This is a genomic window from Polynucleobacter sp. MWH-Loch1C5, from assembly GCF_018881775.1.
Classification (GTDB): domain Bacteria; phylum Pseudomonadota; class Gammaproteobacteria; order Burkholderiales; family Burkholderiaceae; genus Polynucleobacter.
This window is the reverse complement of record NZ_JACVPR010000001.1, coordinates 962,890-981,171: the sequence shown is the minus strand read 5'-3', so window position 1 is coordinate 981,171 and position 18,282 is coordinate 962,890. Positions and strand designations below refer to the sequence as shown.

General features: G+C 45.1%; 19 protein-coding genes and 1 tRNA gene. 16 read left to right on the top strand and 4 right to left on the bottom strand.

Going from position 1 to position 18,282, the window contains the following annotated elements:
• The first annotated feature begins 1 nt into the window (after position 1).
• Positions 2-832 (top strand): NADPH-dependent 7-cyano-7-deazaguanine reductase QueF, encoded by an 831-nt coding sequence (queF, locus tag ICE94_RS05045; RefSeq protein ID WP_216149485.1) that lies wholly within the window; start codon positions 2-4, stop codon positions 830-832.
• Positions 833-837: 5 nt separating this feature from the next.
• Here queF and ssb read toward each other — a convergent pair whose 3' ends face one another.
• Entirely contained in the window at positions 838-1,269 is a 432-nt protein-coding gene (ssb, locus tag ICE94_RS05040) for a single-stranded DNA-binding protein (RefSeq protein ID WP_216149483.1), read from the bottom strand.
• 27 nt (positions 1,270-1,296) lie between these two features.
• Positions 1,297-2,466, bottom strand: coding sequence for an MFS transporter (locus ICE94_RS05035; RefSeq protein WP_216149481.1), 1,170 nt, complete (start codon positions 2,464-2,466; stop codon positions 1,297-1,299).
• A 37-nt stretch (positions 2,467-2,503) separates the two neighbouring features.
• Between ICE94_RS05035 and uvrA the strand changes: the two genes are divergently transcribed.
• From uvrA to rapZ, 11 genes are read left to right on the top strand one after another with little or no spacing between them, the layout of a single operon-like run.
• A complete protein-coding gene (gene uvrA / locus ICE94_RS05030) occupies positions 2,504-5,365 on the top strand; it encodes an excinuclease ABC subunit UvrA (protein ID WP_216149479.1) in 2,862 nt (953 codons plus the stop codon).
• An 18-nt stretch (positions 5,366-5,383) separates the two neighbouring features.
• Positions 5,384-6,385 (top strand): SIS domain-containing protein, encoded by a 1,002-nt coding sequence (locus ICE94_RS05025; protein ID WP_216149477.1) that lies wholly within the window; start codon positions 5,384-5,386, stop codon positions 6,383-6,385.
• A gap of 1 nt (position 6,386) precedes the next feature.
• Positions 6,387-6,959: an HAD family hydrolase gene (locus tag ICE94_RS05020; RefSeq protein ID WP_216149475.1), complete on the top strand. Its 573-nt coding sequence runs from the start codon at positions 6,387-6,389 to the stop codon at positions 6,957-6,959.
• Positions 6,956-7,555, top strand: a complete 600-nt coding sequence (gene lptC / locus ICE94_RS05015; protein WP_216149473.1) for an LPS export ABC transporter periplasmic protein LptC — start codon at positions 6,956-6,958, stop codon at positions 7,553-7,555. Before ICE94_RS05020 ends, lptC begins: the two co-directional genes overlap by 4 nt.
• Positions 7,555-8,061, top strand: a complete 507-nt coding sequence (lptA, locus tag ICE94_RS05010; RefSeq protein WP_216149471.1) for a lipopolysaccharide transport periplasmic protein LptA — start codon at positions 7,555-7,557, stop codon at positions 8,059-8,061. The genes lptC and lptA overlap by 1 nt, the downstream gene beginning before the upstream one ends.
• A gap of 6 nt (positions 8,062-8,067) precedes the next feature.
• Entirely contained in the window at positions 8,068-8,814 is a 747-nt protein-coding gene (gene lptB, locus ICE94_RS05005) for an LPS export ABC transporter ATP-binding protein (protein WP_216149469.1), read from the top strand.
• A gap of 56 nt (positions 8,815-8,870) precedes the next feature.
• On the top strand, positions 8,871-10,238 hold the full coding sequence (gene rpoN / locus ICE94_RS05000) for an RNA polymerase factor sigma-54 (RefSeq protein ID WP_216149467.1): 1,368 nt from the start codon (positions 8,871-8,873) through the stop codon (positions 10,236-10,238).
• Between the two features lie 19 nt (positions 10,239-10,257).
• Positions 10,258-10,584 (top strand): ribosome hibernation-promoting factor, HPF/YfiA family, encoded by a 327-nt coding sequence (gene hpf / locus ICE94_RS04995; RefSeq protein ID WP_216149465.1) that lies wholly within the window; start codon positions 10,258-10,260, stop codon positions 10,582-10,584.
• A gap of 42 nt (positions 10,585-10,626) precedes the next feature.
• Positions 10,627-11,082, top strand: coding sequence for a PTS sugar transporter subunit IIA (locus tag ICE94_RS04990; protein WP_216149463.1), 456 nt, complete (start codon positions 10,627-10,629; stop codon positions 11,080-11,082).
• Between the two features lie 8 nt (positions 11,083-11,090).
• Positions 11,091-12,059, top strand: coding sequence for an HPr(Ser) kinase/phosphatase (gene hprK, locus ICE94_RS04985; RefSeq protein WP_216150955.1), 969 nt, complete (start codon positions 11,091-11,093; stop codon positions 12,057-12,059).
• Position 12,060: 1 nt separating this feature from the next.
• Complete coding sequence (gene rapZ, locus ICE94_RS04980) at positions 12,061-12,930, top strand: RNase adapter RapZ (RefSeq protein ID WP_216149461.1); 870 nt, start codon at positions 12,061-12,063, stop codon at positions 12,928-12,930.
• Here the strand turns inward: rapZ and mutY are convergent.
• The gene (gene mutY / locus ICE94_RS04975) at positions 12,904-13,947 is read right to left on the bottom strand and encodes an A/G-specific adenine glycosylase (RefSeq protein ID WP_216149459.1); all 1,044 of its coding nucleotides are present in this window, start codon (positions 13,945-13,947) and stop codon (positions 12,904-12,906) included. The two genes, rapZ and mutY, sit on opposite strands and share 27 nt — an antisense overlap.
• The gene (gene mutM / locus ICE94_RS04970) at positions 13,932-14,768 is read right to left on the bottom strand and encodes a bifunctional DNA-formamidopyrimidine glycosylase/DNA-(apurinic or apyrimidinic site) lyase (protein ID WP_216149457.1); all 837 of its coding nucleotides are present in this window, start codon (positions 14,766-14,768) and stop codon (positions 13,932-13,934) included. Before mutM ends, mutY begins: the two co-directional genes overlap by 16 nt.
• Positions 14,769-14,803: 35 nt before the next feature.
• On the opposite strand from mutM, the gene ICE94_RS04965 reads away from it, so the two are divergent.
• From ICE94_RS04965 to ICE94_RS04950, 4 genes are all read left to right on the top strand, one after another.
• Positions 14,804-16,246: an outer membrane lipoprotein LolB gene (locus ICE94_RS04965; RefSeq protein WP_216149455.1), complete on the top strand. Its 1,443-nt coding sequence runs from the start codon at positions 14,804-14,806 to the stop codon at positions 16,244-16,246.
• The gene (gene ispE, locus ICE94_RS04960) at positions 16,239-17,099 is read left to right on the top strand and encodes a 4-(cytidine 5'-diphospho)-2-C-methyl-D-erythritol kinase (protein ID WP_216149453.1); all 861 of its coding nucleotides are present in this window, start codon (positions 16,239-16,241) and stop codon (positions 17,097-17,099) included. Before ICE94_RS04965 ends, ispE begins: the two co-directional genes overlap by 8 nt.
• Positions 17,100-17,112: 13 nt before the next feature.
• Positions 17,113-17,189, top strand: a tRNA-Gln gene (locus ICE94_RS04955).
• Between the two features lie 59 nt (positions 17,190-17,248).
• Positions 17,249-18,205 carry a ribose-phosphate pyrophosphokinase gene (locus ICE94_RS04950; RefSeq protein WP_216149452.1) on the top strand — a complete coding sequence of 319 codons (957 nt, stop codon included), beginning with the start codon at positions 17,249-17,251 and terminating at the stop codon, positions 18,203-18,205.
• Positions 18,206-18,282: the final 77 nt, after the last annotated feature.

The window sequence follows — 18,282 nt, the reverse complement described above, 5'->3', positions numbered from 1 at the left end:
GATGAAACATTTGCATAACGCCCCTTTGGGTAAAGCCTCTGATAACCCCGAGCAGTACGACCCAAGCTTGCTATTTCCGATTGCACGCGAAGTCAATCGCCAAGACTTAGGTATTCAAGATAGATTGCCATTCCTGGGGGTAGATATATGGAATGCCTACGAGCTATCTTGGCTGAACTTAAAAGGTAAGCCGCAAATTGGTATTGCAGAATTTATTGTGCCGGCTGATAGCCCCTTCATGATTGAATCTAAATCATGGAAGCTATATTTAAATAGCCTCAACTTCCATACTTTTGCCAACTCAGATGAAGTGAAGAAAACTTTAGAAAAAGATCTTTCTGAAGTCGCTGGCGCTAGAGTGGGCGTCAAATTATTAGACCCCCAGGAAACGAAGAGTTTTCGCTTTCAGGATTTTTCAGGAACTCTGCTGGATCGATTAGATATTGAAGTAGACACGCAAACGAAACCTGATGATGTATCACTCAGCGCCGACGAAAAATCCTCACCCTGTGAAGAAGTGTTGGTTTCACATTTGCTTAAATCCAATTGTCCCGTTACTGGCCAACCGGACTGGGCAAGTATTGCCATCAGCTATGTGGGTCAAGCCATCAATCAAGAACAACTCTTACGCTATCTGATTGCTTTTAGACATGTTCAAGAGTTTCATGAACATTGTGTTGAGAAAATATTTTTAGATATTCACAGACAATGTCGCCCACATAAATTATCCGTTTATGCGCGTTATACCCGCCGCGGGGGCTTAGACATTAATCCGTTTAGAACTAATTTCAATACGGCGTGGCCAGATAATCTGCGCCACGCACGTCAATAAAAGAATTAGAACGGTATATCGTCGTCTGGCATGTCCTGAATACGAGGTGCAGCGCCTTGGCTAGCGGGCGGTGAATATGAACCAGATTCACCAGCACCGGCTGGACGAGAGCCTAACATCTGCATCGTTTCAGCAACGATTTCAGTAGAGTATTTTTCCTGACCTGATTGATCAGTCCACTTGCGAGTTCTCAAGCGACCTTCAACATAGACCTGAGAACCTTTTCTGAGATATTTCTCAGCAATTTCCGCAATCTTGCCAAAAAAAGCTACGCGATGCCACTCTGTGTTTTCACGCATCTCGCCAGACTGCTTATCTTTGTAACGATCGGTAGTTGCAATAGAAATGTTTGTAACAGCATCACCACTAGGCAAGCGACGTGTTTCTGGATCTCGGCCAACGTTACCCACTAAGATGACTTTATTTACTGATGCCATATTGATCTCCCGAAGTATTCAAAAAAATTAATTAACTGTCTGATGTTGAGCCGATAGTTCACGCATAGACGCATTAATTATAAGCCACACCACCATGAAAACAGCACATGTCAAAAAGACCCATGACTCGCCGGCTTTTTGCATGATGACGCCGCCTAATACACCGCCTAAGAAAAGACCGATCGACTGGGTTGTGTTGTAAATACCAAGCGCAGTGCCACGAGCTGATGGCACATAACGAGATACCAAAGACGGTTGCATCGCCTCCATGACATTAAAACCAACAAAATAAACAACGACGGCTACCCATACTCCTACCGTACTAGCAATGATTGCCATGGCAGATTGAGCGACCAGCATACAAAGAATTGCCAAGATGAAGGCAGGTTTAAAACGCTTACGTCTCTCGCTCCAAATAATGAGCGGCATCATCAGTAAAAATGAAATCAATAGGGCGGGTAAATAAATCTGCCAATGGTCCGCTAATGACCATCCCATCTCAGATAACTTACGGGGCAGAGTCAAGAAAAGCGCCATCTGAGTCATATGCAAAATCAAGACACCCAGATTAAGTCTTAATAAGGCAGGATGCACAAGCACTGCCAAAAAACTCATAGATGATTGTGATTGATTGATCTGCGGTGTTGTGGGCACCACGAATGCTGCAACACCAATTGCAATCAGACCTAAGAAAGCCATGAGGTAGAAAAGTCCATCGAGGCCTAACCAAGCATAAAGCGGTGCAGCAAAGACCAAAGACAAAGCAAAGGTCAGCCCAATACTGCCCCCGATCATCGCCATTGCTCTGGAGCGCACTTCATCGCGTGTTAAATCGGCTAACCATGCGGTCACTACTGCCGATACCGCTCCTGCACCCTGAATGGCGCGGCCCACAGTAATCCAGACTAAATCATCTCGGTGCGCCGCGATCAGGGCTCCCAAAACAAACAGAACCAGGCCTAACAAGACTATTGGGCGACGACCCCAACGATCAGACAACATCCCCAGAGGAATATGTAAGCACGCCTGAACCAGGCCATAAACCCCTAAAGCCAAGCCCACAAGGGCTAACTGATCAGCAGTGGAGATAGTTTTAGCGTGAACACTAAATACTGGCAGTATCAAAAAAAGCCCTAGCATCCGCAAAGCAAAAATGCTTGCCAAGGAGAGGGATGCCTGAAGTTCTGCTTTTTCCATAAAGAAGCGCTATATTAACTGGTTCGGCGAGAAAATTATGGACTCTATCAAAATACAAGGGGCTAGAACCCACAACCTCAAGAATATCAATCTCGATATTCCTAGAAACCAATTGGTGGTCATTACTGGTCTATCGGGGTCAGGCAAGAGCTCACTAGCTTTCGACACCCTCTATGCAGAAGGTCAAAGACGCTATGTTGAATCCTTATCTGCCTATGCGCGTCAATTTTTACAACTGATGGAAAAGCCGGATGTTGACGCTATCGAAGGTCTTTCTCCTGCCATCTCGATTGAGCAAAAAGCAACTAGCCACAACCCGCGCTCAACCGTGGGTACGGTGACAGAGATTCATGATTACCTACGCCTACTCTTTGCTCGAGCAGGCACACCGCACTGCCCGGAACACCAACTTGCCTTAGAAGCTCAAAGCGTTTCGCAAATGGTCGACGAAGTCCTCAAAATGCCGGAGGATACAAAGCTAATGATCCTTGCCCCGATTGTTAGCGAACGCAAAGGTGAACATCTCGATTTATTTGAAGACCTCCAAGCCCAAGGCTTTGTGCGCTTTCGGATTCGCTCTGGAGGCGGCACCTCTTCACATAATCCAGCCAAAATTTATGAGGTCGATCAGTTACCTAAACTTAAAAAGAATGAAAAACATTCGATTGATGTAGTGGTGGATCGGATCAAAGTAAAAGCGGATATCGGGCAACGTCTCGCTGAGTCATTCGAGACTGCTTTGCGCCTCGCTGATGGACGTGCCATCGCTCTGGATATGGATACGGAAAAGGAAACCTTATTCTCTAGCAAATTTGCATGTCCGATTTGTTCATATTCATTACAAGAACTAGAACCACGACTGTTCTCATTTAATAATCCTGTTGGCGCTTGCCCCAGTTGCGATGGTTTAGGGCAAATGACATTCTTCGATCCTAAACGTGTCGTATTACATCCAGAGCTATCTCTTGCCTCTGGAGCGATCAAGGGTTGGGATCGTCGTAATCAATTTTATTTCCGCCTCTTGCAATGTTTAGCTAAACACGCCAAGTTTGATTTGGAGATTCCCTTTGAGAAGCTGAGCACCAAACATCAAGACCTCATCTTGTATGGCTCAAAAGACCAAGATATTCCTTTTGAATACCTCAATGAAAAGGGCCGCACTGTCATTCGACAGCATCCATTTGAAGGTATCGTGGCCAACTTTGAACGTCGCTATCGAGAAACTGACTCTCCTGCAGTTCGTGAAGAGCTCGCGAAATATCAAAACAATATGCCTTGCTCAAGTTGTCATGGCACACGCTTAAGAACTGAGGCGCGTAATGTCAAAGTAGGTGATAGTCAACAAGCGCGTGCCATCTATGAAATCAGCAGCCTACCCTTAGGTTCAGCACTAGATTACTTCATGAACCTAGAACTCAAAGGCGCTAAAAAAGAAATTGCCTCAAAGATTATTGCGGAGATTTCTTCACGTCTTAAATTCTTAAATGATGTTGGACTGAATTACCTCTCACTCGAACGTAGCGCAGATACGCTCTCAGGTGGTGAAGCTCAGCGTATTCGCTTAGCTTCGCAGATTGGCTCAGGCCTCACAGGTGTCATGTATGTACTTGACGAACCCTCCATTGGTTTACATCAACGTGATAACGATCGCCTAATCAATACCCTGAAGCACCTCAAGAATTTAGGCAATTCCGTTTTAGTCGTAGAGCATGATGAAGACATGATTAGAGCTTCCGACCACGTCATTGATATTGGCCCTGGAGCCGGAGAACATGGTGGTCAAATTGTGGCGCAAGGCACTCCACAAGAAATTGAGCATAACCCAAAATCACTCACTGGTCTCTATCTCAGTGGCAAAGAAAAAATCGAAGTTCCAAAGCAAAGAACTCCTGCCACAGATCGCTGGATAAAAATAATAGGTGCTAGTGGCAATAATCTGAAAAAAGTGACTGCGGAAATCCCAGTGGGCCTCTTAACTTGCGTCACAGGTGTATCAGGCTCTGGTAAGTCGACTTTAATCAACGACACGCTGCATCATGCGGTTGCTCAGCACTTGTACGGATCTAATGCAGAGCCAGCACCTTATGAAGAAATTGATGGTCTTGAACATTTTGATAAGATCATTAGCGTTGATCAATCACCCATTGGACGTACACCTCGCTCTAATCCTGCCACCTATACAGGGCTTTTCACCCCTATCAGAGAACTCTTTGCTGGCGTACCTGCAGCGCGCGAGCGCGGCTACGAAGCGGGACGTTTCTCATTTAACGTCAAAGGCGGGCGTTGCGAAACTTGCGAAGGGGATGGTGTACTCAAAGTAGAAATGCATTTCTTACCGGATGTCTATGTACCTTGTGATGTCTGTCATGGCAAACGCTACAACCGCGAAACCTTAGATATTCGTTACAAAGGTAAGAATATCCATGAAGTCCTCGAAATGACGATTGAGCAGGCGCATTCATTCTTTGAAGCAGTGCCTACGGTCAAACGTAAACTCAAAACACTCCTCGACGTCGGTTTAGGCTACGTTAAGTTGGGTCAGAGTGCGACCACCCTCTCCGGAGGTGAAGCACAACGCGTCAAGTTATCCCTTGAACTTTCCAAAAGAGATACGGGTAGAACTCTTTACATTTTGGATGAGCCCACCACCGGGCTGCATTTTCAAGATATCCAGCTACTGCTTAAAGTTATCCATACCCTCAAAAAACATGGCAATACGATTGTCATCATTGAGCACAATCTGGATGTGATTAAGACCGCTGACTGGATTATTGATCTAGGTCCTGAAGGTGGCGGTGGTGGTGGCCAAATCATTGCTGCGGGTACACCAGAAGAAATATGCGCTGTCAGCAAGAGTCATACCGGTAAATACTTAAAGCCTTTATTAAATAAGGCTTAAAGGCATATACTTAGGTCTATGACTCAAGAAAAAGCTTCTGCCGCAGCCCGAATTACCGAACTTGCACAGGAAACTCTGCAAATTGAGGCTGACGCCATACAAAACCTTAAAAATAAGTTGGCCGCGAACAATGCTGCCACTTTCGTTAAAGCTATCGAATTATTGCTCGCCTGCCATGGTCGTATCGTAGTCTCCGGCATCGGTAAATCAGGGCATATCGCACGCAAAGTTGCGGCCACTTTTGCCTCTACAGGCTCACCCGCTTTTTTTGTTCACCCTGCTGAAGCCAGTCATGGTGATTTAGGTATGGTGACCAAGTCTGATGTATTTGTGGCTTTTTCCAATTCTGGGGAAACCAGTGAGCTCACAGCCATTGTGCCCATCATTAAACGCACAGGCGCGAAGTTAATCGCTTTAACAGGCAATACAACATCTTCTCTAGCGCAACTCGCTGATGCTCACATTGATGTTGGTGTCGAAAAAGAAGCTTGTCCTCTCAATCTAGCGCCTACAGCAAGTACAACAGCTGCCCTAGCGATGGGTGATGCCCTAGCTGTGGCTTTATTAGATGCCAGAGGGTTTAAGCCTGAGGACTTTGCTAGATCTCATCCTGGCGGCAGTTTGGGTCGACGTTTGCTGACACACGTCAAAGATGTGATGCGACAAGGGCAGGATTGCCCTCAAGTGTCCATCAAAGCATCTGTGACTGAAGCGCTCTTTGAGATCACAGCCAAACGTATGGGCATGACCGCAGTGCTTGATGATGCACAAAAAGTAGTAGGCATCTTTACCGATGGCGATTTAAGACGCCTCATCGAAAAAACATCAGATCTTGGCAAAACTCAACTCGCTGATGCCATGACTAAAAATCCAACCACGATTGCTCCAGATCTACTCGCTGCAGAAGCAGTTGAAATCATGGAAAGGTTGAGAATTAATCAACTCATCGTTACACATCCAGATGGTCGTCTGATGGGCGCTTTAAACCTACATGATCTCTTCGCAGCCCAGGTTATCTAATATGAGTCAAGCTTTCCATTCCATGAAAACCAATCCGTACAGCGATTACCCTCTTGCATTAGAAAAGGCTGCTCATGTCAAATTACTCGTTCTTGATGTGGACGGCGTACTCACTGACGGCAGCTTGTTGATTGGCCAAGAAGGTAAAGAAGAACTAAAGATATTTGATAGCCTAGATGGTCATGGTATCAAGATGCTACAAAGCACCGGCGTGCAAGTAGCGATCATTACGGGCAGAAGCTCAGCGATGGTACAAGGTCGCGCCAAAGAGTTAGGTATTGAATTAATTTGGATGGCCGTCAAACACAAAGCTGACGCCCTTAATGAACTACTGCAAAAAACAGGTCTGAAATTGTCTGACTGCGCTGCAATGGGTGATGATTGGCCAGATTTATCCATCCTACCTAAAGTAGGATTTGCAGCATGCCCCGCGCAAGCGCACACTGAAGTCAAGAAGCGTGTTCATTTCCAAACCCAAAAGCGTGGCGGGCAAGGTGCAGTTCGTGAGTTATGTGATTTGATTCTAAGCGCTCAAAACAACTACGACCGCCTATTACAAGAAGCGCTTCGATGAACTTCATTCATCTCTTACTGCGCTTCTTACCACTCCTGGTGATGGCTTTCATGACCTTAGGTACCTATTGGTTAGTGCAACTGAATTCTCCAGAATCTAGCGAAGAAAAAATAAAACGTCATATCCCAGACTACATCATTGACGGCATGGTTGTGACTACGATAGGCCCTCAGGGTGAAGCGAAGTACCGCATCATCGGAAAAAAACTGATTCATTATGAAGATGACGCCTCATCGGAGATTTTTAGCCCGATTGCGCGCGCCTTTAAAGAAGGCAAGCCTCCTATTACAGTCACTGCAAAGATGGGCTACCTCAATGGCGATATGAGTATTCTGGATTTGGTTGGTAATGCTTTGCTAACCCGCCCTGCACAGCCAGCAACACCCTCACAAGCAGGTAGCGCTCGCCTACTCATGAACTCTGAAAAATTTAAAATTTTCCTCAATGATGACGTCATCAAAACAAGTTTGCCTGTGGTTTTAGAACAAGGTCAATCTGTTATGACCTCTCAAGAAGGTGCTGTTTTTGACAACGTGACACAAAAATTGACCATGATTGGTCAAGTGCGTGGCCGTCTAGAGTCTGAAAATAAGTAATGAATAAGTTTTTCATTATTGCTCTTAGCATCTTATTTTCAGGGCCTTTATTGGCTGAAAAAGCTGATCGTGACAAGCCAATTTCTCTTAGCTCTGAAAAAGCTGCTTTTGATGATGTCAAACAAATCTACATTCTTGAGAAAAATGTCCTACTCATCAAGGGAACGATAGTCATCAAGGGGGATTATGCGGAGGTCAAAATTGATCCCGAAGGCTATCAATTCGCGATTGTTCATGCAAAAAATGGTTTAGCAAGCCTGCGTCAAAAACGCGATACCGGTCAAGATTTGTTTATCGAAGGCCAATCAAAGATTATTGAATATGACGCAAAAAAAGAAACTGTGGTCTTGATTGACGACGCTAGAATGTATCAAATTACCGGAACCAAAGTGACTGATAAGATCCATGGTGAACGAATTATTTACAATTCTTATACAGAGAAATATTTCGCCCAATCACAGTCAAGTACCAAGACCATACTGTCACCCAAGAGAAGAGACAACTAATTCATCATGAGCCCAACCACCTCCGTTTTAAAAGCTGAAGGACTGCAAAAAAAATATGGTTCACGCAGTGTGGTCAAAAATGTTGGCTTAGAAGTTCAAAGTGGTCAGGTGGTGGGATTGCTTGGCCCCAATGGCGCAGGTAAAACAACATCGTTTTACATGATCGTTGGCCTAGTACCACTCGATCACGGTGAAATTATTCTTGATGGGCAGGCTATTACTCATCAACCGATTCATGAACGTGCCAAATTAGGCATTTCTTATCTGCCTCAAGAAGCTTCAGTATTTCGAAAACTGACTGTTGCCGAAAATATCTTAGCCGTCTTAGAACTACAGCACACAGAAGATAAGGCGAATAAATCTGTCATTACGCAAGAATTAAATCAGCTGCTCAATGATCTACAAATCAGCCATTTACGTGATAACCCCGCCATGTCTTTGTCAGGCGGAGAGCGTCGTCGTGTAGAAATCGCTCGCGCACTGGCTTCTAAACCCAAATTTATTCTTCTAGACGAACCTTTCGCAGGCGTTGACCCGATTGCTGTGGGAGAAATCCAAAAAATTGTGAGTTTCTTAAAAGATCGGAATATTGGTGTTTTGATTACAGACCACAATGTGCGTGAAACATTAGGTATTTGTGATTACGCCTACATCATCAGCGAAGGAACCGTTCTAGCCACAGGTGAACCACAATCAATTATTGGTAATGAGGCAGTTCGCAAAGTCTATCTAGGCGAAAACTTCCGCATGTAAGATTTACATAAGCAAAATTCATACCAATGCAGTAATCATAGGTCTAAAATGGCCTAATGAAGCAGTCCTTCGGACTTAAACAGTCACAAAATCTCGCTCTCACACCTCAGCTGCAACAATCGATACGACTGTTGCAGTTGTCGGCCGTTGAGCTCGAGCAAGAAATCTTACAGGCTGCGCAAGAAAACCCTTTATTAGAATTTGATAGCTCACTTGATGATGAGGTATATGAACCCATCGCTCAACTCTCTCATCGCAGCGTAGCACCTAGCAAGGGTGTAGTTGATAGTGAGGTAGACGAAGATCGCTTTGCCAGGATCGCTAGCCATAGATCCCTCTTAGACCACCTGCTTGAACAAATTCAATTATTACGACTCAAGACCCAGGAAAAAGCTTTAGTGGGTTTACTGGCAGGCAATCTAGATGAAAAAGGTTTTCTCAACGAAAGCCTCGACAGTTTTATTCCCGAAATCTTGAACTTTCTTGATCTTGATGACGGCACTCCTTTGGAGCAATTAGAGCGCGCACTCTCCCATTTACAACATCTTGACCCCATCGGTGTCGGAGCTCGAGACCTCAGTGAATGTCTTTGTCTACAAATTCGCAATGCGTCTTTGCCAGCTAGCAGGGTACATCAATTGGCTTTACAAATTTGCCAACATCACATTGCCAGTTTGGCACAAAAAGATTGGGCAAAACTCAAACGTCAGCTGAAGGCCAATCAATCTGAATTAGACGCCGCCGTGGCATTCATCAAGACACTGAACCCCAATCCTGGCATAAGTTTTGAAGCGCCTCAAGAAAATTACATTGTTCCTGAAGTGATTGTCAAAAAAATCAAGGGGGCTTGGCGTGCCATACCTAATCCAGCAGCAATGCCTAAGATCAAGATTCATGATGAGTACGCCCAAATATTGGGCACATCAAAAAATAGGGATAACAGTGAGGGTATCCAACAAAAACTACAAGAGGCTAGATGGTTGGTAAAAAATGTGCTACAAAGAAGTGAAACCATTCTAAAAGTTGCTAACGCAATCGTGGATCGACAACAAAATTTCTTCAATCACGGCGAAGTTGCCATGCGCCCCATGGTACTTAAAGAAATTGCGGATACCGTAGGCATGCATGAATCAACCATTTCGCGTGTCACAACCCAGAAATACTTAGCCTCCCATCTAGGTACTTTTGAATTTAAATATTTCTTCGGCAGCCAAATTAGCACTGACTCTGGTGGGTCAGTATCTTCTACCGCTATCCGTGCCTTGATTGCACATATGGTGAACGCAGAAGACACCGATAGTCCGCTATCTGATTCAAAAATTGCTGATCTTCTGGCTGATAAAGGCTATGTGGTAGCACGTCGCACCATTGCTAAATACAGGGAGTCACTGCGCATCCCGGCTGTTCACTTGCGCAGAAAATAAACATATAGAGGGAATAAACATGAATTTGAAGCTCAATAGTCATCATGTTGAAATCACACCAGCGATGCGCTCTCACCTAGAGAACAAGCTGACCAAGATTGTTCACCACTTCGACCAAGTGATTAGCGTCACTGTGAATCTCTCTATTAATAACGAAAAAGAAAAAGATCTACACAATCACGCAGAAATTAGTCTTCACCTCAAAGGCAAAGACCTATTTGCCGAGGCTCACCATGGCGACATGTATCACGCCATGGATTTAGCGGTCGATAAACTAGACCGCCAGGTGCTCAAGCATAAGGAAAAGGTCCAAAACCACCACCACGCAAGCCCGAAAAACCATTAATTAAGTATTTTCCCCAAGGCAATCATATAATGCATTACATATATGAATGCTTTGGCAACTCTTATAAATATTAGTAACATTTCTCTTGATATTGAAATAACTAACTCAAAAGAGTTGTTTCAATATCTAGGGACACTTTTTGAGCAAAAAACCAAGGTTCCTGCTAAACAAGTGATTGAATCTTTAGAGTCCAGAGAGCGTATGGGCTCTACAGGACTTGGTCATCAAATCGCTATACCTCACGGTCGTATTCAAAATCTGGCAAACGCGCATATTGGCTTTATTAGGCTAAAACGGGGCATTGACTTTAAGGCCCCCGATCAACAAGCTGTCCAAGTGTTTGTGGTGATGCTCGTTCCCGAGCAAGCCTCGCAGGCTCATTTAGATATCCTGTCACAAATCGTGCAAACCTTATCCGACCAGACAAGCAGAACTCTACTATTTACCGAAACCAATCCTGAAACTATCTACAGCATCCTGACTGAACAGAAATCATGACTCAACCATTGAATCTTGAAGCGGTCACCGCTCAATCACTGTTTGACGACAACTCTTCTGAGCTAAAACTCAGCTGGATCAGTGGTCACGAAGGTGCTGATAAGAAATTTGATTCTGATGCAGTCAAAAATGCGTCCTCCTCTTCTGATTTAGTTGGTCACTTAAACCTAATCCACCCAGACCGTCTCCAAGTATTTGGCACCCCCGAGGTGGATTACTATCACAAGCTTGATGTTGATAACCGCAAACGTCAATTGGCCGGCTTAATTGCTCTCAAACCTCCGTGCCTGATCGTAGCCGATGGTTGCGAAACACCTGAAGATTTGATTCTTTACTGCCAACGATCATCAACACCCCTTTTTAAAACGCCGACTTCAGCTGCAACAGTCATCGACCACTTACGCAGCTATCTCACTAAAATTGGCGCTCCTAGAATCACTATGCACGGTGTTTTTATGGATATTTTAGGGATGGGCGTTTTGATTACAGGTGATTCTGGTCTAGGTAAAAGCGAATTAGGGCTAGAGCTTATCTCTCGCGGCCATGGTTTGGTAGCTGATGATGCAGTTGATTTTGCCCGCTTAGGTCCTGACTATATCGAAGGACGCTGCCCACAAATTCTTAGAGATTTGTTAGAGGTTCGAGGTCTAGGTCTATTAGATATTCGGACTATCTTTGGTGAGACTGCGGTACGTCGTCGCATGAAGTTACGCCTGATTGTGCAACTTGTCAGACGTAATGATGGTGAGTTTGAACGCTTACCCATAGATGGGCAATCCATTGACGTGCTTGGTCTTCCTATTCGTAGTGTCAAAATTCAGGTGGCCGCGGGTCGCAACTTAGCGGTATTGGTCGAAGCAGCAGTACGTAATACTATTTTGCAATTACGCGGGATTGATACCCTGAAAGACTTCATGGAACGTCAGCGTAAATTAATGGCTGCAGAGGAACCCAAACAGCAAGGAAAACTCATCTAGTATGCGTGTCTTTGTTATCACAGGTATTTCTGGCTCTGGCAAATCAGTCGCACTCAATGCCTTAGAAGATGCTGGATATGATTGTGTCGATAACTTACCAGTGGACTTCATTCAAAGTATTGTTGATTCACTAAAGCAACAAGGACGTGAACGTATCGCCGTTGCAATTGATGCTAGACGTGGCCAAAGTATTACTGGTCTGCCAGCTATTATTGATGCCTTAAGCAAAGATCATGATGTGCGAGTCTTATTCCTGAATGCGAATACTGAAACACTGGTGCAACGCTTCTCAGAAACACGTCGCAGACATCCCCTCTCTCAGTCAGACGACCATCGCACACCTCAAGTTGCCCTTGAAGAAGCAATTGAAAAAGAGCGTTCATTACTCGCTCCTTTAGCTGAGACAGCGCACAACATTGATACCAGTCATATTAAATCTCATACACTGCGTTCATGGATTTCTGAACTAATCAAAGATGACCATCCTGGGCTCACCCTCTTATTCGAATCTTTTGGCTTTAAGCATGGGGTACCGCGGGATGCTGATTTAGTCTTTGATGTACGGTGCTTACCGAACCCTCATTACGATCCAAAATTAAAACCATTAACCGGTAACGATATCGAGGTGGCTAACTTCTTGAAAGAACAAGCCGATGTATCAGCCATGGGTGATGACATTCGAGGCTTTATAGAAAAGTGGCTACCCAACTATCAGGCAGATCGCCGTAGTTATCTCACTATCGCAATTGGATGCACCGGTGGTCAACATCGCTCAGTCTATCTAGTCAATTGCTTATTTGACTATTTTAAGAAGAAACACCAAGGCCAAAAAACGCTTTATCTCCTAAAGCGTCACCGCGAGCTTCATTAAACTCTTTAAGGTGTCTTTGACAGGTTTAGGAATCGCCTGTTCCAATGCTTCTTCATAGGTAAACCAACGTCCTACTGCATCATCTTTGAGCTTTGCGCCTAGCACGACCGTACGCAAAATTTGTAGGCGACGATGCGTCAACACATGCACGAGAGGCTCTAACTCTAAAGATGAATTTGACTTCTTATTTAATTGTTCAGGGAAGGTCCACATACCTGCCCAAATCCCTGACTCATCTCTTTTTTGCAAATACACTTTCTGAGCCAATACAGGGATATACCACTCTAGGGTCAGATCTTGAACCTTGACCCTCTTCATCTTGCGCGGTAATTCTAAGACGCGTTTTTCTTGCTTAGCCTTGCACTCAAGTGCAAAAGGGCATTGTTGAGAATCACTCAGACATTTAGCCTTGGGAACACAAAGCGTGGCACCAAAGTCCATTAGCCCTTGGGTATAACTACGCAATTGCTGCGCTGTTTCAGGCAACAACTGTTCTGCAGCATCCCACAATAGCTGAGTATCACCACTCTTTGATAAGTCACCCTCAAACCCAGACAAACGACTCAATACCCGCTTCACATTGCCATCTAAGATAGCCTCTTTTTTACCAAAAGAAAAAACTGCGATAGCAGCGGCAGTCGATCGACCGATGCCGGGTAAAGTTATTAAATCATCGACATGCTCGGGAAACTGCCCGCCCCACTCATGCCAAACGATTTGAGCACAGCGATGCAAGTTTCTAGCGCGGCTGTAGTAACCCATCCCACTCCACTCCGCCAATACCTCATCTTGACTTGCTAGGGCCAAACTTTTTAGCGTTGGGAAACGCTCAAGAAACCGCGGATATCGCTCAAGCACTGTCGCCACTTGAGTCTGCTGCAGCATGATTTCTGATAACCAGACCCGATAGGGGTCTGTACTTTTTTGCCAAGGCAAATCATGGCGCCCACTTTTCTTTTGCCAATCAATCAGGCGTAATGCAAAGTGTTTTGGAAAGCGATTTATCTCTTTTGGCATGTAGGACAAAAATAAGTCGAGCGCTGACCCTGAACAATTTGACGGATGGGGGTTTTACAGACATGGCATGCTAAGCCAGCACGATCGTAAACTTTTGTTTGCATCATGAAGTAACCTCTCTCGCCTTCTGCATTAACAAAATCTTTGAGAGTACTACCCCCTGCCTTGATGGCTTTCGCCAGGACTTTACGAACAGCCTCTGCCAAAAGCTGTGCTTTAGGACGAGTCAGACGACCTGCTGGCATTTGCGGGTGAATACGAGCCTCAAACAAAGTTTCTGAACAATATATATTGCCCACACCGACCACCGCTGCCCCAGAGAGCAGCCATTGCTTGATGGCAATCGAACGACCGCGGCTGTGGTTGTAAAGTAAATCTGCAGCAGCTTCTCCAGAAAACTCACTAGAAAAGGGTTCAACGCCTAACTTCTTAAGCAAAGGATGATTCTCGATCTCTCCTTTCTCATCGTCGTGCCACAACACCGCACCAAATTTCCTAGGGTCATGAAAACGTAAATGTTTTTTACCAAAAACGATTTCGATTCGGTCGTGCTTTTTAAGCTCCTCTTTGGCATGTAACACGCGCAAGACACCCGTCATACCTAAATGAATAATGAGATAGCCATTTGAAAAGCGCAGTAAAAGGTATTTACCACGACGCGTAATACTCTCTAGCACTTCACCAACAATATATTTTGAGAGATTTTTAGGTACTGGCCAACGCAAGCGACCATCATATATATGGACGGCATTGACACGCTCTCCCACTAAATGGGGCTCCACTCCTTGGCGTGTCACTTCGACTTCTGGTAATTCTGGCATATTCCAATTGTAGGCTGAGCGATTAGAATGTGCAGATGCGCTATTACTTAAAACCTTTATCCCTTCTCATCGCAGGATTGATCACCGTCAGCCCGGCTTCAGGGTTTGCCGCCAAACCAGAAGAGGTTTTCCAAATACTAGCCTCTGAGATCGCGCTCCAACGGGGTGAGGCATCAGCGGCTTACCAAACCTACATGAGTTTGGCTAAGAGTACAAAAGACTTTCGCATGGCGCAACGAGCGATGGAAATTGCCATCGCCGGAAATGCTGCCGATCTCGCACTGGAAGCAGCCCGAACATTTGATGAGCTTAACCCCAAAGAAGGTAAAGACATTTTTGTCACGCTATTGATGCTTAACCAGCGCTGGTCAGAGAGCATTGGGCCGGCACGTGCTCGCTTACTAGCTAGCAAAACAGTAGCCGAACAAGAAAAGTTAATTGCCGGCTGGCGAGAAATACTCAATCGCTTTAGCAGTAGTGATGCGGCATGGGTTAGCTTCTTTGAAATTGTTCTGCCGTCTTATCAAAAAATTAAAGATAACGACCTCCTCTATACATTTGCTCTATCAGCTGAAAAAGCCAATCGTATTGGTGTCATGGAAAATGCGCTTAAGCAGATTCTGAAAAAAGAACCCAATAATGTCAGCGCGCTCAATGCCCTGGGGTACTCTTATGCAGATCGCGGCATCCTTCTTAATGATGCCTATAACCTCATTAACAAGGCGCATCAACTCAAACCCGATGATCCCTACATCTTAGATAGCCTGGCTTGGGTGAACTATCGCCTAGGTAAAAATCAATTGGCTTTATCACAGCTTAAAAAAGCTTTTTCGATGAAACCCGAGGCTGAAATTGGGGCACACCTTGGAGAAGTTCACTTTGTGCTTGGTGAACGAGATGCCGCAGAGCGTATTTGGCGGGCCTCAGAAGAACTGGATGCTAGCAATAAAACCTTGCTCGAGACTATTCAAAGACTTCAACCCGATCGCGTCCCAGTCAAACAAAATAAATTATGGGATGGTCGCTTTGCCGTCAAAGTGACTGCAAATAATCAGAGCCAACAGGGGGGCACAGGTAGTTTTACACTCAGCCATGATGGTCAGTTTGATATTTTGGATTTAAGAAACCCGGTGGGTGGAGCCCTAGCCAAAATTACTATTGGTCCATCGAGCGCTAAGCTTGACGATGGTAAGGGTGTTTATGAAGCCCATGACGCGGATACGCTTGTACAGAACTACTTGGGTCTACCGCTACCTGCAAGAGGGCTGGCTAACTGGCTCAGCGGCCTACCTAGAATCGGCGCCAGCTCAACGCTAACGCGCGATGCAATGAACCGCACACAACGCTTGATACAAGACAACTGGGAAATGACTTACCAGTGGAATGACAAGCACCAATTACTTCGCATGGATCTCAAAAGAATCAATGGGCCTACGCAAATTGATGTTCGCTTAATTTTTGACCCCATTGATGAATAAATCGACAGTCTTTCTGGCTCCAGCCAAGATCAATCGCTTTTTGCATATCGTCGGTCAAAGACCTGATGGCTATCATCTCCTTGAAACCGTGTTTCAGATGATCGATTTATGTGATGAGATTTCAATTGAGCTAAGAGATGATGGTGTAATTACTCGTCAAGCAGGTTTAGATACCGTTCCCGAAGATCAGGACTTGATGATTCGTGCTGCAAAACTCTTACAGTCACACACGCAGACTGCACTAGGTTGCAATCTATCCATCAAAAAAATGATTCCTATGGGTGCAGGCCTAGGTGGCGGATCCTCTGATGCCGCGACCGTGTTAATCGCCTTAAATCAACTTTGGAGGACGAACTTAAATCGAGAAAAACTGGCAGATCTTGGCCTCCAACTCGGCGCAGATGTGCCATTTTTTATTTTTGGGAAAAATGCGTTTGCACAAGGAATTGGTGAAAAACTTCAAGAAATCAAGCTTGAAAAGTCATGTTTTCTCTTGATTTACCCTCAAGTACACATTGCTACCTCTGAGATATTCTCAGACAGGAATTTGACTAGGAATCACCCTAAGGTTACAATCTCAGACTTATTTGAACGGGCTCACCTCCCAGAGTTTGGCAACAATGACTGTGAAAAAGTGGCTGTTCAGAGACACCCAGAAGTTGCTCGTGCAATTGAATGGCTAAAAACAAAGGCTCCAAACACTTACCCAAAGATGTCTGGATCCGGAAGTACGGTGTTTGCCCAAATGGCGCCCGAATTAGCTAATCAATTACTAGCGCAACTACCTGATCAGTGGATAGGTTTTGTTTGTTGGAGTGTTGAGCAACATCCGGCATACAATACCGTTCTATAGGAGTTAAGACTACAGGGGAGTCGCCAAGTTGGTTAAGGCACCGGATTTTGATTCCGGCATGCGAGGGTTCGAGTCCTTCCTCCCCTGCCACCTCTTACAATACACTCATATCCACTATGCACCTATCTTGAGAAATGACACGAGGCCCCATGCAACATGAATCCATGATGGTTTTTACTGGCAATGCCAATCCAGCGCTTGCCAAATCAGTCGCAGACTACCTCAAATTACCTTTGGGCAAAGCCGAAGTTGGCCGCTTCTCAGACGGTGAAATACAAGTAGAAATTCAAGAAAACGTGCGTAGTAAGCACGTGGTAGTCCTCCAGTCCACCTGCGCACCCGCAAATGACAACCTGATGGAGCTCATGATCATGGTTGATGCTCTCAAACGTGCATCTGCCGGACGCATTACTGCTGTGATTCCTTATTTTGGTTATGCTCGTCAGGATCGTCGTCCGCGCTCAGCGCGTGTTGCAATCTCTGCCCGCTTAGTCGCCAATATGCTGCAGCAAGTCGCTGGCGTAGAGCGTGTACTCACTATGGATTTGCATGCCGATCAAATTCAAGGTTTTTTTGATATCCCTGTAGATAATATTTATGCCTCACCGGTCTTGCTCGCTGATTTGCAAGCCAAGAAGAGTCCCGATCTACTGGTGGTCTCTCCGGATGTGGGTGGCGTAGTTCGTGCTCGCGCCCTTGCTAAACAATTAGGTTGTGACTTAGCCATCATTGATAAGCGCCGCCCTAAAGCAAATGTGTCAGAAGTGATGCATGTGATTGGTGAAGTAGAAGGTCGTCACTGCGTGATTATGGATGACATGATTGATACCGGTGGTACGCTTTGTAAGGCAGCGCAAGTCCTGAAGGAGCGTGGAGCTAAAAGCGTTGTAGCCTACTGTACCCACCCAGTCTTATCCGGTGGTGCCGTCAACCGTATTGCCGAGTCAGCCTTGGATGAAGTAGTCGTTACTGACACCATCCCATTGCGTGATGAGGCCAAAAAGATCAATAAAATCAGAGTCTTATCAATAGCACCCCTGCTTGGCGAGACCTTATCACGCATCAATACTGGTGATTCAGTAATGTCTCTTTTTGCAGATTCATAAATAATTTCAATTACTTAAACAGTTCTAAGATAGTTTTAAGTTAGAATAGAGGGCTTTTCTCGCTTGGTCGCGAACGA